23 protein-coding genes and 1 tRNA gene are annotated in these 25,045 nt (G+C 70.6%); 10 read left to right on the top strand and 14 right to left on the bottom strand.

The annotated features are described in order from the left end of the window. Nucleotides 1-51: 51 nt before the first annotated feature. Entirely contained in the window at nt 52-180 is a 129-nt protein-coding gene (locus IF45_RS33655; RefSeq protein ID WP_003999697.1) for a DLW-39 family protein, read from the bottom strand. A 326-nt stretch (nt 181-506) separates the two neighbouring features. On the opposite strand from IF45_RS33655, the gene IF45_RS0113185 reads away from it, so the two are divergent. Beyond that, nucleotides 507-923, top strand: coding sequence for a DUF6344 domain-containing protein (locus IF45_RS0113185; protein ID WP_008408302.1), 417 nt, complete (start codon nt 507-509; stop codon nt 921-923). Between the two features lie 153 nt (nt 924-1,076). Here the strand turns inward: IF45_RS0113185 and IF45_RS0113180 are convergent, their stop codons facing one another. The 10 genes from IF45_RS0113180 to dnaA all read right to left on the bottom strand — a co-directional run bounded on the left by IF45_RS0113180 (nt 1,077) and on the right by dnaA (nt 14,972). Next, a complete protein-coding gene (locus IF45_RS0113180; RefSeq protein WP_030307527.1) occupies nt 1,077-1,370 on the bottom strand; it encodes a hypothetical protein in 294 nt (97 codons plus the stop codon). Between the two features lie 89 nt (nt 1,371-1,459). Further along, nucleotides 1,460-1,533 (bottom strand) — tRNA-Ile (locus tag IF45_RS0113175). 220 nt (nt 1,534-1,753) lie between these two features. Continuing rightward, nucleotides 1,754-2,464 carry a DUF3566 domain-containing protein gene (locus tag IF45_RS0113170; protein ID WP_008408298.1) on the bottom strand — a complete coding sequence of 237 codons (711 nt, stop codon included), beginning with the start codon at nt 2,462-2,464 and terminating at the stop codon, nt 1,754-1,756. Nucleotides 2,465-2,482: 18 nt separating this feature from the next. After that, nucleotides 2,483-5,110: a DNA gyrase subunit A gene (gyrA, locus tag IF45_RS0113165; protein WP_003949366.1), complete on the bottom strand. Its 2,628-nt coding sequence runs from the start codon at nt 5,108-5,110 to the stop codon at nt 2,483-2,485. 130 nt (nt 5,111-5,240) lie between these two features. Continuing rightward, nucleotides 5,241-7,346, bottom strand: a complete 2,106-nt coding sequence (gene gyrB / locus IF45_RS0113160) for a DNA topoisomerase (ATP-hydrolyzing) subunit B (RefSeq protein ID WP_003949367.1) — start codon at nt 7,344-7,346, stop codon at nt 5,241-5,243. A 611-nt stretch (nt 7,347-7,957) separates the two neighbouring features. Further along, nucleotides 7,958-8,479: a DciA family protein gene (locus tag IF45_RS0113155; protein ID WP_030307526.1), complete on the bottom strand. Its 522-nt coding sequence runs from the start codon at nt 8,477-8,479 to the stop codon at nt 7,958-7,960. After that, on the bottom strand, nt 8,476-9,609 hold the full coding sequence (gene recF / locus IF45_RS0113150) for a DNA replication/repair protein RecF (protein WP_030307525.1): 1,134 nt from the start codon (nt 9,607-9,609) through the stop codon (nt 8,476-8,478). The genes IF45_RS0113155 and recF overlap by 4 nt, the downstream gene beginning before the upstream one ends. 34 nt (nt 9,610-9,643) lie before the next feature. After that, complete coding sequence (gnd, locus tag IF45_RS0113145; RefSeq protein ID WP_003949370.1) at nt 9,644-10,522, bottom strand: phosphogluconate dehydrogenase (NAD(+)-dependent, decarboxylating); 879 nt, start codon at nt 10,520-10,522, stop codon at nt 9,644-9,646. 78 nt (nt 10,523-10,600) lie between these two features. Beyond that, nucleotides 10,601-11,731, bottom strand: coding sequence for a DNA polymerase III subunit beta (gene dnaN, locus IF45_RS0113140; RefSeq protein WP_003949371.1), 1,131 nt, complete (start codon nt 11,729-11,731; stop codon nt 10,601-10,603). Between the two features lie 1,147 nt (nt 11,732-12,878). Further along, nucleotides 12,879-14,972 (bottom strand): chromosomal replication initiator protein DnaA, encoded by a 2,094-nt coding sequence (gene dnaA, locus IF45_RS0113135; protein ID WP_030307524.1) that lies wholly within the window; start codon nt 14,970-14,972, stop codon nt 12,879-12,881. A gap of 386 nt (nt 14,973-15,358) precedes the next feature. Here dnaA and rpmH point away from each other — a divergent pair, with 386 nt between their 5' ends. From rpmH to IF45_RS0113105, 9 genes are all read left to right on the top strand, one after another. After that, on the top strand, nt 15,359-15,496 hold the full coding sequence (gene rpmH, locus IF45_RS32325; protein ID WP_003949374.1) for a 50S ribosomal protein L34: 138 nt from the start codon (nt 15,359-15,361) through the stop codon (nt 15,494-15,496). Between the two features lie 18 nt (nt 15,497-15,514). Further along, nucleotides 15,515-15,886: a ribonuclease P protein component gene (rnpA, locus tag IF45_RS32320; protein ID WP_003949375.1), complete on the top strand. Its 372-nt coding sequence runs from the start codon at nt 15,515-15,517 to the stop codon at nt 15,884-15,886. Beyond that, a complete protein-coding gene (yidD, locus tag IF45_RS32315) occupies nt 15,883-16,272 on the top strand; it encodes a membrane protein insertion efficiency factor YidD (RefSeq protein WP_003949376.1) in 390 nt (129 codons plus the stop codon). The genes rnpA and yidD overlap by 4 nt, the downstream gene beginning before the upstream one ends. A 3-nt stretch (nt 16,273-16,275) precedes the next feature. Further along, nucleotides 16,276-17,571, top strand: coding sequence for a membrane protein insertase YidC (gene yidC / locus IF45_RS0113130; protein ID WP_003949377.1), 1,296 nt, complete (start codon nt 16,276-16,278; stop codon nt 17,569-17,571). A gap of 13 nt (nt 17,572-17,584) precedes the next feature. After that, nucleotides 17,585-18,091 (top strand): Jag family protein, encoded by a 507-nt coding sequence (locus IF45_RS0113125; RefSeq protein WP_003949378.1) that lies wholly within the window; start codon nt 17,585-17,587, stop codon nt 18,089-18,091. A 228-nt stretch (nt 18,092-18,319) separates the two neighbouring features. Further along, the gene (gene rsmG / locus IF45_RS0113120) at nt 18,320-19,027 is read left to right on the top strand and encodes a 16S rRNA (guanine(527)-N(7))-methyltransferase RsmG (RefSeq protein ID WP_030307521.1); all 708 of its coding nucleotides are present in this window, start codon (nt 18,320-18,322) and stop codon (nt 19,025-19,027) included. 327 nt (nt 19,028-19,354) lie between these two features. Beyond that, nucleotides 19,355-20,431 (top strand): ParA family protein, encoded by a 1,077-nt coding sequence (locus IF45_RS0113115; RefSeq protein WP_003949380.1) that lies wholly within the window; start codon nt 19,355-19,357, stop codon nt 20,429-20,431. A 92-nt stretch (nt 20,432-20,523) separates the two neighbouring features. Next, on the top strand, nt 20,524-21,528 hold the full coding sequence (locus IF45_RS0113110; RefSeq protein WP_003949381.1) for a ParB/RepB/Spo0J family partition protein: 1,005 nt from the start codon (nt 20,524-20,526) through the stop codon (nt 21,526-21,528). Between the two features lie 152 nt (nt 21,529-21,680). Further along, nucleotides 21,681-22,298, top strand: a complete 618-nt coding sequence (locus IF45_RS0113105; protein ID WP_003949382.1) for a GNAT family N-acetyltransferase — start codon at nt 21,681-21,683, stop codon at nt 22,296-22,298. A gap of 137 nt (nt 22,299-22,435) precedes the next feature. Here the strand turns inward: IF45_RS0113105 and trxA are convergent, their stop codons facing one another. The 3 genes from trxA to IF45_RS0113090 all read right to left on the bottom strand — a co-directional run bounded on the left by trxA (nt 22,436) and on the right by IF45_RS0113090 (nt 25,045). Further along, a complete protein-coding gene (trxA, locus tag IF45_RS0113100) occupies nt 22,436-22,780 on the bottom strand; it encodes a thioredoxin (protein WP_010644383.1) in 345 nt (114 codons plus the stop codon). A 56-nt stretch (nt 22,781-22,836) separates the two neighbouring features. Further along, nucleotides 22,837-23,808 (bottom strand): thioredoxin-disulfide reductase, encoded by a 972-nt coding sequence (gene trxB, locus IF45_RS0113095; RefSeq protein WP_030307518.1) that lies wholly within the window; start codon nt 23,806-23,808, stop codon nt 22,837-22,839. 196 nt (nt 23,809-24,004) lie between these two features. Further along, on the bottom strand, nt 24,005-25,045 hold the full coding sequence (locus tag IF45_RS0113090; protein WP_008408272.1) for an RsmA family anti-sigma factor: 1,041 nt from the start codon (nt 25,043-25,045) through the stop codon (nt 24,005-24,007).

Genomic DNA, 25,045 nt, shown 5'->3' with positions numbered 1-25,045 from the left:
CACAAAACCCCGGCCGCGATGCGGCCGGGGTCAGTGAAGGACCGTCGATTCTCACGAACCCGTGGGCACGGAGTCGGTCGCCTCCGTCCACAGATCCTGCTCGGCGCGATCCGCCTGGATCTGGCGGTACACGAGGAGCCCGCCGATGGCGGCCAGTGCGACCAGGAGAAGCTTCTTCACCGCGCGACCTCGTCTTTCGTTGACGTAGGAGACCTCTGACGGCCGACTATACACACCGACCGATATCGATCGGTGACCTGTTCCCCTCTCCCCGCGCACCTCAACTCCCTTGGCGCCGCGGGGGACTCCGGGAACGGCCGGACGACCGCCGATGACCTCCGGCGATCATTTCCGGTGTGATCTGGGCCGCTTTTGCCCCGATGCCCCCGTCCGGGTGGTGTTCATCGGAATATCGCCGCGTCCCGAGCGTCGATCCCACGCCACGGGCCGCCGATCCACATGATGAGGAAGTACGCAAATCGCCCCACCTGAAAGTGGTGATCCTGATGGCTTCCAAGGCCGCCCACCTGTGGACCGTTCTCGTCGGTGCCTTCCTCTCCCTCTTCGCCGCGCTCGGCTTCAGCGCCCCCGCCTCGGCCACGGCGCCGCAGGCCCAGCCGCAGCCCGAGCCCCGCCCGCAGAGCGCCCCGCAGCAGACGCCGGCGGCGCCCTGCTCCGCACCCGTCGATCTGACCGGAACGGCGCCCCAGTGGTCGCTCGGCCTCGACCGTTCGATGCCGCCCACCATGAAGCAGCGCATCACCGCCGAGGCCCACGGCTCCTCGCCCACCTGCCGCTCCACCGTCGCCGACGCCGTGGTCACCCCGGCCGACGCCGACCGCGAGCCCTCCGACATGACCGACCGCGCCGCCGAGTCCCTCGCCACCCCGGTCCGCGGCTCCGACCACGAGAACCCACCGTGACGGACCCGCACCCGCAGCCCCAGGCCCGAAGGCACCCGCCTTCGGGCCTTTTCGCTGCCCGCGCCCGGCTGCCGCCCGACACCGCTGCCACGCCCTCGCCCGGCCCGCAACCCGGAGCGAGGGCGCTCCCGCACGGCGCCACCCGGGGCACGCTCACTCCTCGGCCGTGCCGGGCGCCGTGAGGTCGATCCACATCCACGGCTCGTGGTGCCAGTCGCGCACCTCGCCCACGACCAGGTCGACGGTGGCCCCCACCGGCGGCAGCTGCCGCGCCAGCCGCTCCACCCCCGGCTCGGCTCCCCGGCGGATCATGTCCAGCGAGGCGCCCACGGGCTCGTACGCGTCGAGCCTGACGGTGAAGCCCCACGGCTGGTGACTGGTGACCGTCGCCCGCACCGCCTCGCCCTTACGCAGCTCGCCGAGAGGCCGTCCCGGCTCATCCGTCATGGCTGTGTCCTCCCCCTCGGCCTGCCACTCTCCGCCCCGTCCCACACGCCGAAGGCCCCCACCGTTCCCGGTGGGGGCCTTCATGTCTGTGGGGCTAACAGGATTTGAACCTGTGGCCTCATCCTTATCAGGGATGCGCTCTAACCAACTGAGCTATAGCCCCGCCGCGCTCTGCGGGCTCTCGCTCCGCGCGCTGACCCCTGAAGATTAGCGCACCTCGGGGCCAGTCCCAAAATCGGTTGTCCACCACCCCGGCGCCCCGGGACTCCGCCCACCTCGGCGGATGCCCGGGCACCGCGCCAGGCCCCCGGCAGCGCGAAGGGCGGGACCGGAATCCGGTCCCGCCCTCGGCGGTGTTCAGCGGCCCCAGCAGGGGCCACCGCTCATTCGTCCTCGGCGAGCGTCAGCTCGACCCCGCCGACGAAGCCGGCGGAGAGGTTGTAGATGAAGGCGCCCAGCGTGGCCAGGGCCGTCGCCAGGACCACGTCGATCACCGCGATGATCGAGGTGAACATCAGCACCCGGGGGAGCGAGAGGAACGACTGGAGGTCGAAGCCGTTGGACTCGCTCGACCCGGTCGCCTCGGCGATGGTGCCGCCGACCGTGGAGAAGACGCCCATGGCGTCCATGACCATCCACAGCACCGCCGCCGCCACGATCGTGCAGATGCCGAGCGCGATGGAGAGCAGGAAGCTCACCTTCATCACCGACCACGGGTCGGCCTTGGCCACCCGCAGCCGCGCCTTGCGGGTACGCGGCTGGGTGCGCGCCCCCGTCCGGGGCCGCCGCACACCCGCCTGCTCGGGCGTCGCGTACGCCTGCGGCGGGGTGTAGGGCTGCGCCGGCCCCGCGTCGGCGCCGGGGCGCTCGCCGGGCAGCGGACCCGCCTCGTACTGGTCGTACCCCTGGTACTGCCGGCCGCCGCCCTGGGTGCCCGGGTAGGGCTGGGCCCCCAGGGAATCGGGCTCGCGCGTGTCCGTCACGGTTCTCCCCCCACCGGCGGAGGCGGTGCCTCCGGCCTCGGCCTGGTGCGTGGCGGAGCCACGAACGCCGTTTCCGGGTCCACTCGCTCCGGCGCCCGTGGCTCCGCTCACGTTGACTCTCTCCTCGTGCTACTCCGCCGAGGGCTCGGTGCCCTCGGCCGGGGACTGGGTGTCCCCGTCCGTACCACTGGCCGCCTCGCCGTCGGCTCCGTCGGCGGGGAGGTCACCGTCGACCTCCTCGGCCTCGCGGCCGGCCTCGGCGTTGCGGGCGATGCCCACCACGGCATCGCGCTTGCCCAGGTTGATCAGCTGGACGCCCATGGTGTCACGGCCGGTCTCCCTGATCTCGTTGACGCGCGTGCGGATCACACCGCCGCCGAGCGTGATGGCGAGGATCTCGTCGGTCTCCTCGACCACCAGCGCGCCGACCAGCTCTCCGCGGTCCTCGACGATCTTCGCAGCCTTGATGCCGAGTCCGCCACGGCCCTGCACGCGGTACTCGTCGACGCCTGTGCGCTTCGCGTACCCGCCGTCCGTGGCGGTGAAGACGAAGGTACCCGGGCGGACGACGTTCATCGAGAGCAGCTCGTCGCCCTCGCGGAAGCTCATCCCCTTCACACCGGAGGTGGCACGGCCCATCGGGCGCAGCGACTCGTCGGTCGCGGTGAAGCGGATGGACTGGGCCTTCTTGCTGATCAGCAGCAGGTCGTCATCGGCCGAGACCAGCTCGGCGCCGATCAGCTCGTCGTCCGAACCGTCCGGGGTCTCGCGGAGGTTGATCGCGATGACACCGCCGGAACGGGGCGAGTCGTAATCCTTCAAGGGCGTCTTCTTGACCAGTCCGCCCTTGGTGCCGAGCACCAGGTACGGCGCCGCGTCGTAGTCGCGGATGGCGAGGATCTGCGCGATGGACTCGTCCGGCTGGAAGGCGAGGAGGTTGGCGACGTGCTGGCCGCGGGCGTCCCGGCCGACGTCGGGCAGCTCGTACGCCTTGGCGCGGTAGACGCGGCCCTTGTTGGTGAAGAAGAGCAGCCAGTGGTGGGTGGTGGAGACGAAGAAGTGGTCGACGATGTCGTCTTCCTTGAGCTTCGTGCCCCGCACGCCCTTGCCGCCGCGCTTCTGCGAGCGGTAGTCGTCGGTCTTGGTGCGCTTGACGTAGCCGCCACGGGTGATCGTGACGACGATGTCCTCCTCGGCGATCAGGTCCTCGATGGACATGTCCCCGTCGAAGGGCACCAGCGCCGAACGCCGGTCCTCGCCGAACTTGTCGACGATCGCGGCCAGTTCCTCGCTGATGATCTGCCGCTGCCGCTCCGGCGAGGCGAGGATCGCGTTGTACTCGTCGATCTTGGCCTGCAGGTCGTCGTGTTCGGCGACGATCTTCTGGCGCTCCAGGGCGGCGAGCCGGCGGAGCTGCATCTCCAGGATCGCGTTGGCCTGGATCTCGTCGATCTCCAGCAGCTCCATCAGGCCGCCGCGGGCGACGTCGACGGTCTGGCTGGCCCGGATCAGCGCGATGACCTCGTCGATCGCGTCCAGCGCCTTCAGCAGACCGCGCAGGATGTGCGCGCGCTCCTCGGCCTTGCGCAGCCGGAAGCGGGTCCGCCGGACGATGACCTCGATCTGGTGGGCGACCCAGTGCCGGATGAAGGCGTCGAGCGAGAGGGTGCGCGGCACGCCGTCGACCAGGGCCAGCATGTTGGCGCCGAAGTTGGTCTGCAGATCGGTGTGCTTGTAGAGGTTGTTGAGGACGACCTTGGCGACCGCGTCCCGCTTGAGGACGATGACCAGGCGCTGGCCGGTCCGCGAGGAGGTCTCGTCGCGGACGTCGGCGATGCCGCCGATCCGGGCGTCCTTCACCAGGTCGGCGATCTTCTGCGCGAGGTTGTCCGGGTTGACCTGGTAGGGCAGCTCGGTGACGACCAGGCACTGGCGGTTCTGGATCTCCTCGACCTCGACCACCGCGCGCATCGTGATGGAGCCGCGCCCGGTCCGGTACGCCTCCTCGATGCCCTTGCGGCCGACGACCAGGGCGCCGGTCGGGAAGTCGGGGCCCTTGATCCGCTCGATCAGCGCGTCCAGCAGGGTGTCCGGGTCGGCCTCCGGGTTCTCCAGGTACCACTGGGCGCCGGCCGCGACCTCGCGGAGGTTGTGCGGCGGGATGTTGGTGGCCATGCCGACCGCGATGCCCGCCGAGCCGTTGATCAGCAGGTTGGGGAAGCGGGCCGGGAGGACCGAGGGCTCCTTGGAGCGGCCGTCGTAGTTGTCCGTGAAGTCGACGGTCTCCTCGTCGATGTCGCGGACCATCTCCATCGACAGCGGCGCCATCTTGCACTCGGTGTACCGCATGGCGGCGGCCGGGTCGTTGCCCGGGGAGCCGAAGTTGCCGTTCGAGTCGACCAGCGGCATCCGCATCGACCAGGGCTGCGCGAGGCGGACCAGGGCGTCGTAGATCGAGGAGTCGCCGTGCGGGTGGTAGTTGCCCATCACGTCGCCGACGACGCGGGCGCACTTGTAGAAGCCCTTCTCGGGCCGGTAGCCGCCGTCGTACATCGCGTACAGCACGCGCCGGTGGACCGGCTTCAGGCCGTCGCGGACGTCGGGCAGGGCGCGCGAGACGATGACGGACATCGCGTAGTCGAGGTACGAGCGCTGCATCTCGGTCTCGAGCCCGACGGGCTCGACCCGCATGGCCAGCGGGAGGCCCTCGGCGTCGATCTCGATCTCGGGAGTGCTGGGGTTGTTCTCGTCGGCCATGGCCGTGCTGGTTCCCTTCGGGAGCGAATCCCCCGCAGCCGGCCGCCGCGGTGGACGGGGCGGGCGGTTCGGTTACGAGGACGAAGTCGTGGCGCCGCCCCCGCCCCGGCGGGCGGAGGCGGCGGCGCCGTCAGATGTCGAGGAAGCGGACGTCCTTGGCGTTGCGCTGGATGAACTGGCGGCGGGCCTCGACGTCCTCACCCATGAGGACGGAGAAGAGGTCGTCGGCCTGGGCGGCGTCGTCCAGGGTGACCTGGCCGAGGACGCGGTGCTCCTGGTCCATCGTGGTGATGCGCAGCTCCTCGGCGTTCATCTCACCGAGACCCTTGAAGCGCTGGACCGAGTCGTCGCGGATGCGCTTGCCCTGCTCGCGGCCGAGGGCGATCAGCGCGTCGCGCTCGCGGTCGGAGTAGGCGTACTGGAAATCGTCCCGGGTCCACTTGATCTTGTACAGCGGCGGGCGGGAGAGGAAGACGTGGCCCGCCTCGACCAGCGGCCGCATGAAGCGGAAGAGGAAGGTCAGCAGCAGGGTGTTGATGTGCTGGCCGTCGACGTCGGCGTCGGCCATCAGGATGATCTTGTGGTAGCGGAGCTTCTCGATGTCGAAGTCCTCGTGGACCCCGGTGCCGAAGGCCGAGATGAGCGCCTGGATCTCCTGGTTGTGCAGGATCTTGTCGATACGGGCCTTCTCGACGTTCAGGATCTTGCCGCGGATCGGCAGGATGGCCTGGTACATCGGGTCACGGCCGGACTTGGCGGAGCCGCCGGCCGAGTCGCCCTCGACGATGAAGATCTCGCATTTGGTCGGATCGTTCGACTGGCAGTCCGAGAGCTTGCCGGGGAGCGAGGCGGTCTCCAGCAGGCCCTTGCGGCGGGTCAGGTCGCGCGCCTTGCGGGCCGCCACACGGGCGGTGGCGGCGGCGATGCCCTTGCGGATGATGTCCGCGGCCTCGTTCGGGTTCCGGTCGAACCAGTCGGCCAGGTGCTCGTAGACCACCTTCTGCACGAAGGTCTTGGCCTCGGTGTTGCCCAGCTTGGTCTTGGTCTGGCCCTCGAACTGCGGCTCGCCGAGCTTGACGGAGATGATCGCCGTCAGGCCCTCGCGGATGTCGTCGCCGGTGAGGTTGTCGTCCTTGTCGCGCAGCAGCTTGCGGTCCCGGGCGTACTTGTTGACCAGGGTGGTCAGCGCGCCGCGGAAGCCCTCCTCGTGGGTGCCGCCCTCGTGGGTGTGGATGGTGTTGGCGAAGGAGTAGACCCCCTCGCTGTACCCGCCGTTCCACTGCATGGCGACCTCGACGGAGAGGAGCCGGTCCTTGTCCTCCGCCTCGATGTCGATCACCGTCGGGTGGATGACCTCGCCCTTGCGGGAGTTGAGGTACGTCACGAAGTCGACGATGCCGCCTTCGTAGTGGTACGTGACGGTGCGCGGCTCCTCGGGCTCGCCCGCCGTGGCCTCGTCCGAGTCGGCGCCGGCGGTCGCCTTGGCGGAGGCGCGCTCGTCGGTGAGCTTGATGGTGAGGCCCTTGTTGAGGAAGGCCATCTCCTGGAAGCGCCGGGAGAGCGTCTCGAAGGAGTAGTCGGTGGTCTCGAAGATCGAGGAGTCGGCCCAGAAGGTGACCGAGGTACCGGTCTCCTCGGTGGCCTCGCCCTGGGCGAGCGGCGCGGTCGGGACGCCGCGCTCGTAGCTCTGGGACCAGTGGTGGCCGTCGGTGCGGATCTCCACGGCGACGCGCGTCGAGAGCGCGTTGACCACGGAGACGCCGACGCCGTGCAGACCGCCGGAGACCGCGTAGCCGCCGCCACCGAACTTGCCGCCCGCGTGCAGCACGGTGAGGACCACCTCGACGGCCGGCTTCCCCTCGGAGGGGACGATGCCGACCGGGATGCCACGGCCGTTGTCGATGACGCGGACGCCGCCGTCGGCCAGGATCGTCACATCGATGAAGTCCGCGTGGCCGGCCAGCGCCTCGTCGACGGAGTTGTCGACGACCTCCTGGACCATGTGGTGCAGGCCGCGCTCACCGGTCGAGCCGATGTACATGCCGGGCCGCTTGCGGACCGCGTCCAGGCCCTCCAGGACCGTGATCGCACTGGCGTCGTACGACACGGGCGCCTCGATCGCCGCGCCCTCGGGTGCCGCGATGACCGACTCCGCTGTCTGCGGGGTGCCGGACGCGTCCTCCTCGCCCGGGCCGGTGGACGGGATGTTCTCGTTGGGGTTGCCGGAATCGGCCACGAAGCGCCCTTTCTGGCACAGCTCAAGCCTTGATCCCCGGAGAGCCGGGATGCGGCTGCGTCGTTCGGTCTCGGTCAGCGGTTGCTGGGGCGAGGCGCGCTGTCCGGCACCCGGGTGGGGCCTGCGGTGCGTCTCTGTCCGGCCTCCCGGTGAAGGAGGCGCGAATCGAGCCCAGTCTACCGCTAGCGCCGACGGTAATGGGGCCTTGCCGGTACCTGAGTTCGCATCTGCGGCACTGAACCGCCCACTTTCGACTCCCCATATGCGGCCCAGGGCTTCAGGAGGCTCACAGTGGCACTCAGCGCTTCGGGGTGGCTCCGTCGCGTCAACCTGCGGACCGGGGGTGCGCGGGGGTCGTTCGGGTGCCCCCGGACAGGAGGGAGAAAGCCCTGGTGGGAGGCGGTTTCCGGGGGTGGCGGAAGGGGCTTTCGCACGCCGCGAGGAGTACGGGGGGCGGGGTGCGGGGGGCGCGAGTGACGGCCGGGGCTCCCGGAGACGGGCCACCGCCGCCGCCCCGGGGAGCGCCGGGCGGGCGCCTCACCGGGCAGCGGCGTGCACAAGCTCACATGCCGGCGGACAGGGTCCCGGGCCGGGGAACGTTCAGCCCCCGGTCACCCGTACGTGTCCCCGGGCCCCTTGCTCCCCGGGGCCCGGAGCGGGCCGTACCGGCGGGAGGGGCCGGCGGGGCCCATGACCTTGAGGAAGGTGACGGTGCCGGGGCCGATGTCCTTGTTGAGGCGGGCCACCAGCTGGGGGGCGAGCAGGCGGACCTGGGTCGCCCAGGGCGTCGAGTCGCAGCGCACGGTCAGGACCCGGGCCTCCTCGTCGTACCGCTCGGGCACGCAGTGGTTGGCCAGGTCCGGGCCGACGATCTGCGGCCAGCGGCCCATGACACCGCCGACCGCGGCCGGCTTCTCCCAGCCCCGCTCGGTCATCAGCCGGGTGATCGCCGAGGCCAGCGGCAGCGGATCGCGCCCGTCCGCCCGCGCCCCGGAGCGTACGCCGCCGCGCCGGGCCTGCTTCTTCTGCTGGGCCGCCGCGCCCTGGGCCCGGGCCTGCTCGCGGGCGGCGCGCAGCGCCACCCGGGCAAGGTCGACACCGGCCGGCTGGGCGCCCTTCTCGGGGTCGGTCATACCCGCGCCACCTCGCCCCGGGTGACGCGGAAGCGGGCGCCCGCGAGGACCGGCGGGACGTCCTCGTCGACGGCGGCGGTCACCAGGACCTGCTCGCCCGGGGCGACCAGCTCGGCCAGGCGCTCCCGGCGCCGCGCGTCCAGCTCGGCGAAGACGTCGTCGAGGACGAGCACCGGCTCGCCGGTCGCCTCGCCGCCCTCGGTGCGCAGCAGGTCGTAGCTGGCCAGGCGCAGGGCGAGCGCCAGCGACCAGGACTCGCCGTGCGAGGCGTACCCCTTGGCGGGGAGGTCGCCGAGGCGCAGGAGGAGGTCGTCGCGGTGCGGGCCGACGAGGGTGACGCCGCGCTCGATCTCCTGCTTGCGGACCTCGGCCAGGGCCTCCAGGAGCGAGCCGTGCAGCTCCTCGCGGGTGGTGCCGGTGCCGGCCGCCGAGGGCTTGTACTCCAGGTGGACCGGGCCGCCGCCGGGGGCCAGCTGCTCGTACGCCTTGTCGGTGAGCGGCTGGAGGGTGGCGATGAGGTCGAGGCGCTGGGCGAGCAGTTCGGCGCCGGCCCGGGCGAGGTGCTGGTCCCAGACGTCGAGGGTGGAGAGGTCCATGGTCCGGCCGCCGTGGCGGCGGGCGAGCGCGGCGGTCTTCAGCAGGGTGTTGCGCTGCTTGAGGACCCGGTCGTAGTCGGAGCGGACCCCGGCCATCCGGGGGCTGCGGGCGGTGACCAGCTCGTCGAGGAAGCGGCGGCGCTCGCCCGGGTCGCCCTTGACCAGGGCGAGGTCCTCGGGGGCGAAGAGCACGGTGCGCACGATGCCGAGCACGTCGCGCGGCTTGACCTGCGAGGAGCGGTTGATCCGGGCGCGGTTGGCCTTGCCCGGGTTGAGCTCCAGCTCGATGGTGCGGCGCCGCTCGCCGTGCTCGACGGCGGCGCGGATCACCGCCCGCTCCGCCCCGGCCCGGACCAGGGGCTGGTCCGAGGAGACCCGGTGGCTGGAGAGGGTGGCGAGGTAGCCGACGGCCTCGACCAGGTTGGTCTTGCCCTGGCCGTTGGGTCCGACGAAGGCGGTGACGCCCGGGTCGAGCGCGAGGTCGGCCCGGGCGTAACTGCGGAAGTCGGCCAACGACAGGTGCGAGACGTGCATGGACGGAAGCCGACCTCCCCGGAGGTGTACTGGGTTACTTCTTCGCCTCGACCGCGTGGCCGCCGAACTGGTTGCGCAGCGCGGCGATCATCTTCATCTGCGGCGAGTCGTCCTGGCGGGACGAGAAGCGGGCGAAGAGCGAGGCGGTGATGGCGGGGAGCGGCACGGCGTTGTCGATGGCGGCCTCGACCGTCCACCGGCCCTCCCCGGAGTCGGCGGCCCAGCCGCGCAGCTGCTCCAGGTGCTCGTCCTCGTCGAGCGCGTTGACCGCGAGGTCGAGCAGCCAGGAGCGGATGACGGTCCCCTCCTGCCAGGAGCGGAAGATCTCCCGGACGTCGGTGACCGAGTCGGCCTTCTCCAGCAGCTCCCAGCCCTCGGCGAACGCCTGCATCATGGCGTACTCGATGCCGTTGTGGACCATCTTGGCGAAGTGGCCGGCGCCGACCTTGCCCGCGTGGACCGAGCCGAACTCGCCCTCGGGCTTGAGCGCGTCGAAGACCGGCTGGACCTTGGCGACGTTCTCCTCGGTGCCGCCGTACATCAGGGCGTAGCCGTTCTCCAGGCCCCAGACGCCGCCGGAGACGCCGCAGTCGACGAAGCCGATGTCCTTGATGCCGAGCTGCACGGCGTGCTTCTCGTCGTCGGTCCAGCGGCTGTTCCCGCCGTCGACCACGATGTCGCCGGGCTCCAGGAGCTCGGACAGCTCATCGATGGTCGCCTGGGTGGCGGCACCGGCCGGGACCATCACCCAGACGACGCGCGGGCCCTTGAGGCGGCCCACCAGCTCTTCCAGGCTCTGGACGTCCGCCAGATCGGGGTTGCGGTCGTATCCGATGACGGTGTGGCCTGCGCGGCGGATGCGCTCGCGCATGTTGCCGCCCATCTTGCCGAGGCCGACGAGACCGAGCTCCATCAGTGTTCCTTCGCTGCGTTCGGGCATTGCGTGACGCTGCCCGAGCCTACTGCCGTCCCCCGCCGCACACCTGTGGGCTCAGCCGCTCAGTCGTACGGGCATGATCAGGTACTTGTACGCCTCGTCCGCCTCGGCGTCGACGGCGGGCTTGCCGCTGAGCAGGGCCGGCTTGGTCGAGGTGGTGAAGGAGAGCTGGGCGGCGGGCGAGTCGATCGCGGAGAGGCCGTCCAGCAGGAAGGTCGGGTTGAAGGCGATCGAGATGTCGTCGCCCTCCAGCTGGGCGTCGACCCTCTCCACAGCCTGTGCGTCGTCGCTGGAGCCGGCCTCCAGGGTGAGCACGCCGGCCTCGAAGCTGAGGCGGACCGGGGTGTTCCGCTCGGCCACCAGGGAGACGCGCTTGACGGCCTCCACGAAGGGCGCCGTCTCGATCACCGCGACGGAGTTGAACTCGGTCGGGAAGAGCGTGCGGTACTTCGGCAGGTCGCCTTCGAGCAGCCGGGTGGTGGTGCGGCGGCCGGCGCCCTCGAAGCCGATGAGCCCCTCGCCCGCACCGGAGCCGGCCAGCGCGATGGTGACGCTGTCGCCGCTGGTCAGGGCCTTGGCGGTGTCGAGCAGGGTCTTGGCGGGGACCAGGGCGACGGCGGAGGTCTCCGGGTCCTCGGGCTTCCACAGGAACTCGCGGACCGCGAAGCGGTAGCGGTCGGTGGAGGCGAGGGTGACGGTGTCGCCCTCGATCTCGACGCGGACACCGGTGAGCACCGGGAGGGTGTCGTCACGGCCCGCGGCGATGGCGACCTGGGCGGCGGCCGAGGCGAAGACGTCGCCGGGGACGGTGCCCGTGGCGGTCGGCATCTGCGGCAGCGCCGGGTACTCCTCCACCGGCAGGGTGTGGAGGGTGAAGCGCGAGGAGCCGCAGTTCACCGTCGCCCGTACACCGTCTGTGGAAATCTCCACCGGGCGGTTGGGGAGGGCGCGGCAGATGTCGGCGAGGAGCCGGCCGGAGACGAGGACGGTGCCCTCCTCCTCGGTCTCGGCCTCGACGGAGACCCGCGCCGAGACCTCGTAGTCGAAGCTCGACAGGGAGAGGGCGCCGTCCTCCGCCTTCAGCAGCAGGCCCGCGAGAACCGGGGCCGGCGGCCGGGCCGGGAGGGAGCGGGCCGCCCAGGCCACTGCCTCCGCGAGTACGTCGCGTTCCACCCGGATCTTCACCGTAAGCCGCCTCCTGCGCTTGCTGGCTGCTCTCGCCCTGCTGGCCGTCGTCTGTCTGGTCGTCTTGCTGGTCCTGCTGCGGCGGGCGGGGCCCGGCCGCTCTCCGCGGCGGGCGGGCCACGGATGAAGTCGGCGGCGGTGGGTACCGGAGGAGGAGTCGGTGAGTGCTTCCGGCTCAGGTGCCGCTGCCTCGTCGATGCCGTCCCGGCGTCCTGCCGCCGTGCACCAGTCTGACGCACACCACCGACAGTCCGTGCGGCCCCGGGTCAAATCGCGAGATCGGCCCGGATCGGCGCTCGGGCCGAGTTGTGCACAGCACCCACTTCGAAACGGATTCCTAGCTCTCTACTCATGGACGTAGTAGTAGGGCCTGTGGATTCCGTGGATAACCCCGTCTTCGCAGGTCGGAGGCGGTTTTTTGTCCACCGGTCCTGTGCATGGAGCCGGTGGACAACCGGGGGTTCCTGTGGACGGCCCGAAGTTACCCACACACGGTCCACAGCGGAGGGTGAGTTCTCCCCAGCTGCGTCCCCAGGTTTGGACGAGTTCCCCACAGGGCACTTCGGCAACTTCGTGTGACGCGGTTCACTCCGACTGGTGAGTGGGCGCGTTGGGTTGCCGAACAGTGGACAGCCCTGTGGGAAAGCCCGCGAAAGCTGTGCACAACACCGGCCTGCCTGTGGGCCGCCGGTGGACAACCGTCAACACCTCCCTGTGGACGAAAAATGATCCACAGCCTGTGGATATCTTCTGTCCACTAATCCCCACCCTTCCGACCTGGACTGATGATCTCTCACTCGGGCCGCCTGTGGACAGGATCTGGACAACTCCCCAGTCCCCAAGCTGTGGACGCCATGAACCTGACGAATCTGTGGAGAACTCCCCCGCACAGATCACTATTCGAACGACGGGCGCGGGACCGAGTCGCGAAAACCGAGGCGGACGGCGTCCCGGGAGGGGCGAGAAGGGCTCCCCGGAGGCGGATTCGGGGCCGTGGGAGCCCTCTTCCGGACGCACACCGCCCACGACGAAGCCCCGTCCACGACGAAGCCCCGTCCACGGCCTGGGGACAGGCGCGGACGGGGCCGGGGAGAGCCGGGACGGCGGTACAGGCCCTAGTAATAAGGAGAAGGGCGCGTGCGGCCGGTCAGCCGTTCTTGATGCGGTTGGTCAGCTCCGTGACCTGGTTGTAGATCGAGCGGCGCTCCGCCATCAGGGCGCGGATCTTGCGGTCGGCGTGCATGACCGTGGTGTGGTCGCGCCCGCCGAACTGCGCCCCGATCTTAGGCAGCGACAGATCGGTCAGCTCCCGGCAGAGGTACATGGCGATCTGCCGGGCCGTCACCAGCACGCGGCTGCGCGAGGAGCCGCAGAGGTCCTCGACGGTCAGCCCGAAGTAGTCGGCGGTGGCGGCCATGATGGCGGTGGCGGTGATCTCCGGGGCCGCGTCCTCGCCGCCGGGGATCAGGTCCTTGAGCACGATCTCGGTGAGGCCGAGGTCGACCGGCTGCCGGTTGAGCGAGGCGAAGGCCGTCACCCGGATCAGCGCGCCCTCCAGCTCGCGGATGTTCCGCGAGATGCGCGAGGCGATGAACTCCAGGACCTCCGGCGGCGCGTTGAGCTGCTCCTGGACCGCCTTCTTGCGCAGGATCGCGATCCGCGTCTCCAGCTCGGGCGGCTGGACGTCGGTGATCAGCCCCCACTCGAACCGGTTCCGCAGCCGGTCCTCCAGCGTCACCAGCTGCTTGGGCGGCCGGTCCGAGGAGAGCACGATCTGCTTGTTGGCGTTGTGCAGGGTGTTGAAGGTGTGGAAGAACTCCTCCTGCGTCGACTCCTTGTCCGCCAGGAACTGGATGTCGTCGACGAGCAGGATGTCCATCTCGCGGTACCGCTTGCGGAAGCTGTCGCCCTTGCCGTCACGGATCGAGTTGATGAACTCGTTGGTGAACTCCTCCGAGCTGACGTACCGCACCCGCGTCCCCGGATAGAGGCTCCGCGCGTAATGCCCGATGGCGTGCAGCAGATGCGTCTTGCCGAGCCCCGACTCCCCGTAGACGAAGAGCGGGTTGTACGCCTTGGCCGGCGCCTCGGCGACCGCGACGGCGGCCGCGTGCGCGAAACGGTTGGAGGCGCCGATGACGAAGGTGTCGAAGAGGTACTTCGGGTTCAGCCGCGCCGTCGGCTCGCCGGGCCCGGTCGCCGGTGCCGGCTGGGCCGCCAGCGGACCGGGCGCGCCGCTGGAGGCGGGGAGCGCCGAACCGACCGGCCCGCCGCTGTGCACCCCGTGGCCGCCGTGCGCGCCGCGCCCCTCACGGGGACCGCGCGGGTCGTGCCCGTCGTCCAGCGGCTCGCGCCGCCCGTAGTCCCCGCGCTCGGACCCCGAGGGCCGGAAGTCGTGCTGGCCGGAACCGCTGTGCGAGGGCCCGGTGTAGGAGTCCCGCTCCGGGTAGCCGAGGCGGGGCTGCTGCCAGTAGTCGTCCTGGGCGCGCGGCCAGCCACCCGGCTCGGGCCGCGGACGCTGGAACTCCGGGTAGGCGGGACGGGCCTGCGGCAGACCGTCGCGGCCCCGGCGCTCCTCGTCCCGGTCCCGCAGCTCCCCGCCGCCCTGCTCCTGGCCGCGCTGCCCGTCGTAACGGTCCTGGCCGTAGCCGTCCCCGTACTGCTCCTGGGGGTAGCCCTGCTCCTGGGGGTACGGCTCGGCGGTGTGGCGGTCCTGGTCGTAGCGGCCGGCCTCGTAGCGTTCGCCGCCGAGGGGTTCCTGTTCGTACTCGTAGCGGCCGTGGTCCTGGGGGAAGGGGAACGCGCCGGGGCGGCGCTCCTCCTCGCGGGGCGGCTGCTGCTCCTCGGGCTCGGGCTCCTCGACGCGCCGCTCGCCGGCCGCGCCGTACGGGGGGTAGCCGTAGCCGCGCTCCTGGGCGGGGCGGGACGGGGGCTCCGGGTAGCGCTGCGGGGGAGCGGGGTCGCCCATCGTCGGGTCGACCGTGATGGCGATCCGGATCGGGCGGCCGCACTCCCGGCTCAGCGTCTCGCTCACCACCGGGGCGAGCCGGCCCTCCAGGACCCCCTTGGCGAACTCGTTCGGCACCGCGAGCAACGCCGTGTCGGCGACCAGCGCCAGCGGCTGGCAGCGCCGGACCCACTGCTCGTCCTTGGCCTCGACACCCTGCCCGCGCCCGTCCCCGAGGAGGTGCTCCAGTACGCGCGGCCAGACTGCGGCAAGATCGGCGGGTACATCAGCCACAGGGCACGCTCTCTCACGGGTCCCACGAAGGAGTGGTTCTGGGACGGGTCGGTGTGGTCCGATCCGGGCGGGATCGGGGCGGATCAGGGGGGAAGCCCACGAATCCGGAGTCTGGCCACGGTAGTCAGCGTGACCACTGCGGTACAAGTCGTTGTCCACAGCCTGTGCACAGTGTCCCCTGCCGGAGCTGGTTTGACCGAATGGCGCAGCCGCGCGTACCGTGACCAGGTCGAGTTGTCGATGGCTGCTGCCGCCTGCCTCCGATGGGCATAGATCACCCTGGGTGATCGTGGAGCGGTTGCACTCGGGCGTAAGCGAGCTACTCGTGGGCGCACGGTGACAGCCAAGGCATCCCGCAACTACCTCATCATTTCTGGAGCCCCCGAGTGAGCAAGCGCACCTTCCAGCCGAACAACCGTCGTCGCGCCAAGACCCACGGTTTCCGCCTGCGTATGCGTACCCGTGCCGGCCGCGCGATTCTCGCGTCCCGCCGTGGCAAGGGTCGCGCCCGCCTGTCCGCCTGATCGCGTACAGGTCGTGTCGTGCTGCCCTCCGAGAATCGGCTGAGGCGGCGCGAGGACTTCGCGACCGCGGTACGCCGAGGACGTCGGGCCGGTCGCCCGGCCCTCGTCGTCCATCTCCGCAGCGGTGTCACGGACCCGCACGCGTCAGGGGAGGAGTCTCCCCCGACCCGTGCGGGTTTCGTCGTGAGCAAAGCTGTCGGCGGTGCCGTCGTCCGTACCGCGGTGAAGCGGAAGCTTCGCCACCTCATGCGGGAACGACTCTCCAGGCTGCCCGAGGGCAGTCTGGTCGTCGTCCGCGCGTTGCCCCCAGCCGGTGACGCAGACCACGCACAGCTGGCCCGAGACCTGGACGCCGCCCTGGAGCGGCTCCTGGGAGGGGGTGCGCGATGAAGTATCCGCTGCTCGCTTTGATCAAGTTGTACCAGTGGACGATCAGTCCGCTGCTCGGCCCGGTGTGCAAGTACTACCCGTCGTGTTCCCACTACGGCTACGGCGCCATCGACCGGCACGGAGCGATCAAGGGAACGGCGCTCACCGCCTGGCGGATCCTGCGGTGCAATCCGTGGTCCCTCGGCGGTGTCGACCATGTGCCGCCGCGCAAGCGACCGCGGTGGCACGAAATGCTGCGCAACGCCTGGCGAGACAGGGGCACCAGCAAGGGCGGAAACGCCGACGCCCCTTCCGGAGGGAGCGGCGACACGTCCTCCTCCACGACGGGCCCCCAGCCGGCCCCGAGCCCGGCCGCCGAGACCTCGCCCCATGCTCAAGGAGCCTGATCAGTGGATACGATCGCCAGTCTCTTCAGTTTCATCACGACACCTGTGTCATGGGTGATCGTCCAGTTCCACAAGTTGTACGGAGCCCTCTTCGGCGATGACACGGGCTGGGCGTGGGGACTGTCCATCGTCTCCCTCGTGATCCTGATCCGTATCTGCCTGATCCCGCTCTTCGTGAAGCAGATCAAGGCCACCCGGGCGATGCAGACGCTGCAGCCCGAGATGAAGAAGATCCAGGAGCGCTACAAGAACGACAAGCAGCGCCAGTCCGAAGAGATGATGAAGCTCTACAAGGACGCGGGCACCAACCCGCTGGCCTCGTGTCTTCCCATCCTTCTGCAGTCGCCGTTCTTCTTCGCGCTCTACCACGTGCTCAACAGCATCGCGTCGAACAAGACCATCGGCTTCATCGACGAGGCGCTCCTCGCCAGCGCGCAGAAGGCGCACATCGTCGGCGCCCCGCTGGCCGCGAAGTTCACCGACAACGCGGACAAGATCGAGGCCCTCGGCTCGTCCACGACCAACGTGCACATCGTCACCGCGGTCATGATCGTCCTGATGTCGGCCTCGCAGTTCTTCACCCAGCGCCAGCTGATGACGAAGAACGTCGACACCACGGTGAAGACCCCGTTCATGCAGCAGCAGAAGATGCTGATGTACGTCTTCCCGATCATGTTCGCCGTCTTCGGCATCAACTTCCCCGTCGGTGTCCTCGTCTACTGGCTGACCACCAACATGTGGACCATGGGCCAGCAGATGTACGTCATCCGCCAGAACCCGACCCCCGGCAGCAAGGCGCAGGCCGCCTTCCTGGAGCGCTTCCTCAAGCGGATCACGATGAACCCGAAGGTCCGCAACAAGCGCGAGCGGAACCTCGTCAAGGCCATCGTCGCCAAGGGCCGCGACCGCAACGAGTACGAGCGCAAGTTCATCAACGGGCTGACCAAGGCCGGTCTCGCCGCCCAGGCGGACGGCACCATCGGGCCGAAGAGCGGGACCGCCGTGGTGGAGGAGGACGGCGAGCCGGCCGAGGAGGCACCGGCCCAGCCGCGCCGCCAGCAGCCGAAGCGGCAGAGCAAGTCCCAGCGCCAGGCGCAGCCCACCACTCCGCAGCGCCCCGGCCAGCGCACCCGGGCCTCCTCGGGCCGCGCCGCCGGCGAATCCACCACCTCGCTGGAGAAGTCGCAGGGCGGGAGCGAGGACACGTCCTCCGGCCGCCAGGCGGGCAAGTCCGGCTCCACAGGCCAAGCCAAGTCCGGACGCAAGGGCCAGAAGCCCAAGCACCCGTCCAAGAAGTAGAGGAGTCCATCCCGTGACGGAAGGCACCACCGCCGCCAAGGCCGGCGACGAGCTGTCCCACCTGGAGCAGGAGGGCGAGATCGCCGCCGACTACCTGGAGGGGCTGCTCGACATCGCCGATCTCGACGGCGACATCGACATGGACGTGGAGGCCGATCGGGCCGCTGTCTCGATCATCAGCGACTCCGGTAGCCGCGATCTCCAGAAGCTCGTCGGCCGTGACGGTGAGGTCCTGGAGGCGCTTCAGGAGCTGACCCGTCTCGCGGTGCACCGCGAGACCGGCGACCGCAGCCGCCTCATGCTGGACATCGCCGGCTACCGCGCCAAGAAGCGCGAGGAGCTCTCCGAGATCGGCGCCAAGGCCGCGGCCGACGCGCGGAGCACCGGCGAGGCGGTCCGCCTCGACCCGATGACGCCGTTCGAGCGCAAGGTCGTCCACGACGCCGTCAAGGCCGCGGGACTGCGCAGCGAGTCCGAGGGCGAGGAGCCGCAGCGCTTCGTCGTCGTCCTCCCCGCCTGACCTCGGGACGCCCGTGGGCGTCCGCTTCCCGGCCCCGTCTGTGCGAACAGGCGGGGCCGGTCCTGGTCGGGGCGGCGGTGAGAGTGTGGCGCATTCCTCCTGGCCGGGCTGCACGGTGCGGGATCTTGCCGCTAGCGTTCTCCCAGGACAGGGGGTTCGCGCTCTGGGCGCCCCTTTGTTCGTCAGACATCAGTACGTTCGAGTTCGCGGTACGGAAGGACGGTCCCCGTGACGGAGGCAGCGGAACTCCCCGAGGCGCCCGCAGTGGCCAGGGAGGTGTTCGGCGAGCGTTTCCCGGATGCCGTCCGGTACGCGGAGCTGCTGGCCGACGCGGGGGTGCGGCGTGGGCTCATCGGTCCCCGGGAGGTGCCGCGCCTCTGGGAACGCCATCTGCTCAACTGCGCCGTGCTCTCCGAGGCGATCGACGAGGGCGTCTCCGTCTGCGACGTCGGCTCGGGCGCCGGACTGCCGGGGATCCCGCTGGCGCTGGTCCGCCCCGACCTCACCATCACGCTGCTGGAGCCGCTGCTGCGGCGGACCACCTTCCTCACCGAGGTGGTCGAGCTGCTCGGCCTCGACCACGTCACGGTCGTCCGCGGGCGTGCCGAGGAGGTCCTCGGCAAACTGCCGCCGGTGCACGTCGTCACCGCCCGCGCGGTCGCCCCGCTGGAGCGGCTCGCCGGCTGGGGCGTGCCCCTGCTGCGGCCCTACGGCGAGATGCTGGCGCTCAAGGGGGACACGGCCGAGGAGGAAGTGAAGGCGGCCTCGGCCGCGCTGAGCAAGCTCGGGGCGGTCAGCACCTCCGTCGTCCAGGTCGGCGAGGGCGTCGTCGACCCCCTCTCGACCGTGGTGCGTGTCGAGGTGGGGGAGAGCCCGGGCGGCGTCCGCTTCGCCACCAAGAAGGCCAAGGCCGCGCGGGCGCGCCGGAGGCGCTGAGACACCCGCGTCCTTTCACCGAGGGGCCGGTCCCGTCACAGGGGCCGGCCCCTCGTGCGTGGAGGTGGCGGCAGCCAGGTGGCTGCCGGTCCCGGCTCGTTGGGGCCACGGGCGGGCGTGGCGCGGAGTGTCGGGCGGACCCCTCGGACGTGGTGAGCCATCGTGTTTCACGTGAAACGTCGCTCACCGCTGCAAGGAATCATCAGCCGCGGCCGCGCTGCCGCCACTCCCCGCGACCGGAAACCTCTCGGACGGGTCACGAAGTTGTCCACAGAGGCGGATTCATCCACAGAACACCGGGCCCCGCTGGTTCCCGCACCCGAAACCATGGCACGCTCTGTTCATTGCGAGTCTGAAGTCGAGGAGAGTGAATCCTTGCGGTCCGACGCCAACATCGCGGGACCGATGACCGATCCGGTCCCCGGTCCCCGTGTCGAAACAGTGGGGGCGGATGTTTCACGTGAAACACCGCCGCCGATGGACGACACCCCCATCGCTCACACCGCCCATCTGGGAGTGCAGGCGTTGGGCCGTGCCGGAGAAGGTCTGCCACGCCCCGAACAGACCCGGGTCATGGTGGTGGCCAACCAGAAGGGCGGCGTGGGCAAGACGACCACGACCGTCAACCTTGCGGCCTCGCTGGCGCTGCACGGGAACCGGGTCCTGGTCATCGACCTCGACCCGCAGGGCAACGCCTCCACCGCGCTGGGGATCGACCACCACGCCGAAGTGCCGTCGATCTACGACGTGCTGGTCGACAGCCGCCCGCTCTCCGAGGTGGTCCAGCCCGTACCGGACGTCGAGGGGCTCTTCTGCGCACCGGCCACCATCGACCTCGCCGGTGCGGAGATCGAGCTGGTCTCGCTGGTCGCCCGGGAGAGCCGCCTGGAGCGCGCCATCAAGTCGTACGAGCAGCCGCTCGACTACGTCCTGATCGACTGCCCGCCCTCGCTCGGCCTGCTCACGGTCAACGCCCTGGTGGCCGGAGCCGAGGTGCTGATCCCCATCCAGTGCGAGTACTACGCCCTGGAAGGGCTGGGCCAGCTCCTCCGCAACGTCGAACTGGTCCGGGGTCACCTCAACCCGGCGCTCCACGTCTCCACGATCCTGCTCACCATGTACGACGGCAGGACGCGGCTCGCCTCGCAGGTCGCCGAAGAGGTGCGCAGCCACTTCGGCAAGGAAGTTCTCCGGACGAGCATCCCCCGCTCCGTCCGCATCTCCGAAGCTCCCAGCTACGGCCAGACCGTGCTCACCTACGACCCGGGGTCGAGCGGCGCGCTCTCGTACTTCGAGGCGGCACGGGAGATCGCCCTGCGCGGAGTCGGAATCCACTACGAGGCGCACCAGCACCAGTTGGCCGCGCCCCACGAGCAGCAGAACATGGCGGAGGGAATGCAGTGAGCGAGCGACGGAGGGGCCTGGGGCGGGGCCTGGGAGCCTTGATTCCCGCAGCGCCTACACCGGAGAAGTCCGTACCGGCCCCCGGAGGTTCGGTGTCCGGGGCCGCACCGGTCCTCACCGCGGAACGCGGCATCGCCGCGGCCAAGGTGACGGGGATGCCGAGCGGCAATGTTTCACGTGAAACATCGACGCGTTCCACGGCGGAGGCGCTGCCCCCGAGCCCGGTCGGCGCGCACTTCGCCGAGCTGCCGCTCGACTCCATCACCCCCAACCCGCGCCAGCCCCGGGAGATCTTCGACGAGGACGCCCTCGCCGAACTGGTCACCTCCATCAAGGAGGTCGGCCTCCTCCAGCCGGTCGTGGTCCGCCAGCTGAGCCCCGGCCGGTACGAGCTGATCATGGGCGAGCGCCGGTGGCGCGCCTGCCGCGAGGCGGGCCTGGAGGCCATCCCCGCCATCGTGCGGGCCACCGAGGACGAAAAGCTCCTCCTCGACGCGCTGCTGGAGAACCTCCACCGCGCCCAGCTCAACCCGCTGGAGGAGGCCGCCGCCTACGACCAGCTGCTCCAGGACTTCAACTGCACCCACGACCAGCTGGCCGACCGGATCGGCCGCTCGCGGCCCCAGGTGTCCAACACGCTGCGTCTGCTGAAGCTGGCTCCCGCGGTCCAGCGCCGGGTCGCGGCCGGGGTGCTGACCGCCGGTCACGCACGGGCGCTGCTCTCGGTCGAGGACTCGGAGGAGCAGGAGCGGCTCGCCCTGCGGATCGTCGCCGAGGGGCTCTCGGTCCGTTCGGTCGAAGAGGTCGTCACGCTGATGGGGTCCCGGCAGGCGTCGCCCGCCCGCTCCAAGGGTCCGCGTGCCGGCTCCCGCCTCTCCCCCGCCCTGAGCGAACTTTCCACTCGGCTTTCGGACCGGTTCGAGACGCGGGTCAAGGTCGACCTGGGGCAGAAGAAGGGGAAGATCGTCGTCGAGTTCGCCTCGATGGACGACCTCCAGCGCATCCTCCAGTCGCTGGCTCCCGAGGAGGGCCCGGTGCTCCGGAGCGCCGAGGCCGATGACGCCGAGGACGGGGACGACACCCCGGACGCCGGCTGACCGCCCTCCTCCGGCCGTGAGCGGGCCGTGTTCCGGAACCGACCGGAACACGGCCCGCTCTCTGTTTCCGCTCCCCGGATCTGCAGAAGTCCGGTGACTACGATGCACAGGGCACCGATGCACCCGGGTGCTTTCCGAGAGGAGCGGCCACCATGGGGCGACGCCTCGCACCGATCACCCTGGACAACCTCGGAGCGCTCCCCGCACGCTGCCGCTCCTGCGTCTTCTGGGAACTCGACCCGGTCCGCGGTGAGGCCGCGGTCCGGGAGGGCCGGGCGGAGGCGGAGAAGGAAGCGTGGATCTCGGCCGTTCTGCTGGAATGGGGCTCCTGCGGCCGCATCGCCTACGTGGACGACGTCCCGGCCGGCTTCGCCCTCTACGCTCCGGCGGCCTACGTCCCGCGCTCGCTCGCCTTCCCCACCAGCCCCGTGGCGCCGGACGCGGTCCAGCTGATGACGGGCTGGCTGCTTCCCGAGTACCGGGGGCAGGGGCTGGGGCGGGTCCTTGTGCAGACCGTGGCGAAGGATCTGCTGCGGCGCGACTTCAAGGCGATCGAGGCGTTCGGCGACGCGAGGTGGCGTGACGCCGCCTGTCTGCTTCCCGCCGACCATCTCCTCGCCGTGGGCTTCAAGACGGTGCGGCCACACCGTCGTCATCCGCGGCTGCGGCTGGAGCTGCGGGCGACCCTCTCCTGGAAAGAGGACATGGAGCAGGCGCTCGACCGCCTGCTCGGCGCCGTGAAGAAGGACCCGGTACCGCGCCCCTTGTAGGGAGCGCGCGGTCGGGGTGCGAGCGCGCGGCGGAAACGAAACATGGCCACCCCGAGGGGGTGGCCATGTTTCACGTGAAACATTGAGGCGGCATCGGGGCGATGTTTCACGTGAAACATCGTCGGCCGCGCCTGGGCTCAGCCCTTGGCGCCCTCACCGATGAACTCGTCCAGGTCGCGCACGATGGCGGCCTTCGGCTTGGCGCCGACGATCGTCTTGGCGACCTCGCCGCCCTGGTAGACGTTGAGGGTCGGGATCGACATGACGCCGTACTTGGCGGCGGTCTCCGGGTTCTCGTCGATGTTCAGCTTCACGACCTCGATCTGCTCACCGTGCTCGGCGGCGATGGCCTCCAGCGAAGGGGCGATCTGACGGCACGGGCCGCACCAGGCCGCCCAGAAGTCGACGAGTACGGGCTTGTCGCTCTTGAGCACGTCCTGCTCGAAGGAGGCGTCGGTCACGTTCTTCAGGGTGCCGGCCACTGTGGGCTCCTTAGTCTTGGGGGGAGTGTGGGGAGAAAGCTGATGGGGCCGAAGCCTCAGGCGGTGACGACCTCGGTCTTCTCCTGGCCCTCGGCGTCGGCCAGCGCGGCGAGGTAGCGCTCGGCGTCCAGCGCGGCGGAGCACCCGGTGCCGGCGGCGGTGATCGCCTGACGGTAGGTGTGGTCCACCACGTCACCGGCGGCGAAGACGCCCGTGATGTTGGTGCGGGTCGAGGGAGCGGCGACCTTCAGGTAACCCTCGCCGTCCAGGTCCAGCTGGCCCTTGAAGAGCTCGGTGCGCGGGTCGTGACCGATGGCGATGAAGAGGCCGGTCACGGAGAGCAGCTCGGTGTCGCCGGTCTTGAGGTTGCGCAGGGTCAGCCCGGTCAGCTTCGGGTCGCCGTGGATCTCGGCGACCTCGCTGTCCCAGATGAACTTGATCTTCGGGTCGGCGAAGGCGCGCTCCTGCATGGCCTTGGAGGCACGGAGACTGTCGCGGCGGTGGACGATCGTCACCGACTTGGCGAAGCGCGAGAGGAAGGTGGCCTCCTCCATCGCGGTGTCGCCGCCGCCGATGACGGCGATGTCCTGGTCCTTGAAGAAGAAGCCGTCACAGGTGGCGCACCAGGAGACACCGCGCCCGGAGAGGGTGTCCTCGTTGGGCAGGCCCAGCTTGCGGTGCTGCGAGCCGGTCGTGACGATGACCGCCTTGGCGCGGTGCACGGTGCCGGCGGTGTTGGTGACCGTCTTGATCTCGCCCGAGAGGTCGACCGAGACGACGTCGTCGGGGACCAGCTCGGCACCGAAGCGCTCGGCCTGGGCGCGCATGTTGTCCATGAGCTCGGGGCCCATCACGCCGTCCTGGAAGCCGGGGAAGTTCTCCACCTCGGTGGTGTTCATCAGGGCCCCACCCGCGGTGACGGCACCCTCGAAGACCAGCGGCTTGAGGGAGGCACGTGCGGTGTAGAGCGCGGCTGTGTAGCCGGCGGGCCCGGAGCCGATGATGATCACGTTACGGACGTCGGTCACGGCTTGATTCCTCGTCTCTGCGGACTGCTGCGTTGCCAGGGGCCTGATCCCTGCCGGGGCTCTCACCCCACCCAACCGATCCTACGGGCCGTGCATTCCCGCGCCGCCCGCCTCCCACGCGGGGAGAGGGCGGGGCACAGCTGAAGCCCCGGCGGCCGGGAGGACGCCGGGGCTTCGAGCTTCGGAGAGCCGGTGGTCAGGACCGGGGGTAGGTGCGGGTCAGCAGCACGTCACCGGGCTCGTTCCCGGCGCCCACACAGGCGGCGTCGACCAGGTAGGCGGTGACGCGGGCGCTGTCGCGGTGGTCGGGCAGAACGACGAGGAAGGTGTCGGTGCCCTGGTAACGGCCCCGCTCCAGGGCGAGGGCGGGCTCGGTCCGGGCGATGGCGCGCTCCACGCAGGGCGGTACCTCGGGCCCGGTTCCCATCATCGGCTCGTTGAGTTCGGGCGCCCCGGGGCTGGACTGGATGCCGAGCGAGGCGTCCTCGTCCTTCTCGCCCGCCCCTGCTCCCGGGCCCTCCTTCTCCTGTCGGCCGCCGCCCGCCGCCGTGTCCGACAGCAGCGTGGACACCTGTTCCTGGAGGGCTTCGTCGGAGTAGACCGGGCCCGCGTCGGCGGAAGCGGCGGTGTCGTTGCCGCCGGAGGAGCCGGTGCCGGTCAGTGTCGGCACCAGGATGGCGCCGAGCCCGATCGCTGCGGCGGCGAGGACCGAGGAGAGGACGAGGCGCCGGCGCCTGGCCCTGTTTCCGGTCTTCCGCCCGGGACCCGTGGACCCGCGGCCTCGTCCCTCGGGACGGCCGGACCGCGCGGCCCCGCCCTGGCCCGAAGCACCGGCGGGTGAGGGAGGCGTCGGCCCGCCGGCGCCCGCCTCCTGTGGTTCGGCCCCCGCGGCGACCGTTTCACGCGATGTTTCACGTGAAACATCGTCGTGCGGGTGCTCGACGGGCTCGGGCCGGCTGGCCTCCCCCGTGCCGGGCTCCATGGTCCCGAGGAGCGCTTCGGCCGCCAGGGCGGCGTCGATCCGCCCGGCCACGTCGGCCGGCATCCGGGACGGCCCGGGCAGTGTGCCGAGCAGTCCGCGGATCTCCTCCAGGGAGGAGCGGACGTCGGCGCAGAGCGCGCAGGCGTCCAGATGGGAGCGGACCTCGCCGCTGCGGGCCGGGCCCAGCAGTCCTTCGGCGAGGTCGGAGATCTCCGCCACGTCCGGGTGCCCGGCGTCGCCGTTCGCGTCGGTCAT

This window comes from Streptomyces albidoflavus (assembly GCF_000719955.1).
GTDB classification, from domain to species: Bacteria; Actinomycetota; Actinomycetes; order Streptomycetales; family Streptomycetaceae; genus Streptomyces; species Streptomyces albidoflavus.
This window is presented reverse-complemented; position numbering and strand designations above follow the sequence as displayed.

What these genes read in the sequence shown, in the direction of transcription:
- IF45_RS0113155 (WP_030307526.1), bottom strand. Translation starts at nt 8,479, where the DNA reads ATGACCGACCCCGAGAAGGGCGCCCAGCCGGCCGGTGTCGACCTTGCC.
- gnd (WP_003949370.1), bottom strand. Translation starts at nt 10,522, where the DNA reads ATGGAGCTCGGTCTCGTCGGCCTCGGCAAGATGGGCGGCAACATGCGC.
- IF45_RS0113180 (WP_030307527.1), bottom strand. Translation starts at nt 1,370, where the DNA reads ATGACGGATGAGCCGGGACGGCCTCTCGGCGAGCTGCGTAAGGGCGAG.
- IF45_RS0113185 (WP_008408302.1), top strand. Translation starts at nt 507, where the DNA reads ATGGCTTCCAAGGCCGCCCACCTGTGGACCGTTCTCGTCGGTGCCTTC.
- IF45_RS0113115 (WP_003949380.1), top strand. Translation starts at nt 19,355, where the DNA reads ATGGCACGCTCTGTTCATTGCGAGTCTGAAGTCGAGGAGAGTGAATCC.
- gyrA (WP_003949366.1), bottom strand. Translation starts at nt 5,110, where the DNA reads ATGGCCGACGAGAACAACCCCAGCACTCCCGAGATCGAGATCGACGCC.
- IF45_RS0113090 (WP_008408272.1), bottom strand. Translation starts at nt 25,045, where the DNA reads ATGACCGACGCGAACGGCGACGCCGGGCACCCGGACGTGGCGGAGATC.
- yidD (WP_003949376.1), top strand. Translation starts at nt 15,883, where the DNA reads ATGAAGTATCCGCTGCTCGCTTTGATCAAGTTGTACCAGTGGACGATC.
- recF (WP_030307525.1), bottom strand. Translation starts at nt 9,609, where the DNA reads ATGCACGTCTCGCACCTGTCGTTGGCCGACTTCCGCAGTTACGCCCGG.
- IF45_RS0113105 (WP_003949382.1), top strand. Translation starts at nt 21,681, where the DNA reads ATGGGGCGACGCCTCGCACCGATCACCCTGGACAACCTCGGAGCGCTC.